Source organism: Paracoccus sp. MC1854, from assembly GCF_014164635.1.
Classification (GTDB): Bacteria; Pseudomonadota; Alphaproteobacteria; order Rhodobacterales; family Rhodobacteraceae; genus Paracoccus.
The window spans coordinates 1-1,092 of sequence record NZ_JACJFU010000120.1; the positions used below are offsets into that span (position 1 = coordinate 1).

Here is a 1,092-nt window from a genome sequence, read left to right on the forward strand (position 1 = left end):
GGGCATGTCAGCAAAATCTGTTGGTGAGGCTTCGCGGCTGGCATGATCCGCTAACATTGCTCGTCCCTGTCATCGGAGGAGCGCAGCCGTGCCGAACCATCCTAAGCGTCGAAGCAAGCTGGATCGGCTGCTCGATCGGATCAAGAGACTTGCACCCAACCAGATCGCCGAGGCCGAAAGGGCGCTGAAGGAGGCCCGGCAGCATGCCGAAGCCCGTGTCGAGATCGACGGAGCGGCAGTGGATCGCGCTTGCCCCTGGTGTGGCGGCGATGACCGCCGCAAGTGGGGCCGCACCGAACGTGGCGAGCAGCGCTGGCGCTGCAAGGACTGCAAGCGGACTTGGAGCGGCCTGACAGGGACCCCAGCCGCGGGCGTCCATCGTCCGGATCTGCTTCTTGAGGCGGTCAGGGACATGTTCGGCGATGCTCCGCTCTCCTGCCGCAAGCTGGCCAGGAAGCTCGGGATCTCGCGCGATACTGTCTGGCGCTGGCGCATGCGGGTGCTATCCGCGCTGCCAAGCGCCCCGGTCGAGGTATTCCAAGGAATCGTGGAAGCCGACGAGACCTTTCAGCGCGAGAGCCGCAAAGGCAGCCGGGAATGGGTGCGCCATCACAGAGCGCCCAACCTCCACCCGCAACCGCCCCGCCAACGCTGGCGCGACTACGGCCGGCAGGGTCCGCCGCAGGCGATCGTCCGGCGTTTCCTCAAGCCTGTTCTGGGGGTCGCAGACCGGAGCGGCCGCGCGAACCTCACCTACATTCCCGACACCCGGCAACCGACGATCGCCGCGGCACTCCTGCCCCAGGTGGCGCCGGATGCCCTGCTGCTGTCCGACGGCGCGCCGCAATATCAGGCAATTGCCACCGCCGCCGGCCTGGGCTACTGGATGCTCGTTGGCGGGCGCAGGAGCTTCCGCACGCCGGCAACCTACCACCTGAACACCATCAACTCGCTCCACGCGAGGTGGAAGGAGTTTCTCAAGCCGTTCCGAGGTCCGGCGACCCGGAATCTCGACGGCTATGCCCGCTGGCTCATCGCCCGGCGGGAGGGATATCTCCCGGCATTCCGCAGGCTTCTCGCATGATCAGGAAA

Annotated in this window: 1 protein-coding gene; it reads left to right on the top strand. The window is 66.6% G+C overall.

Annotation, left to right across the window (positions count from 1 at the left end):
• The first annotated feature begins 88 nt into the window (after positions 1-88).
• Positions 89-1,084, top strand: a complete 996-nt coding sequence (locus H5395_RS18355) for an IS1595 family transposase (protein WP_182793981.1) — start codon at positions 89-91, stop codon at positions 1,082-1,084.
• The last annotated feature ends 8 nt before the right edge of the window (positions 1,085-1,092 follow it).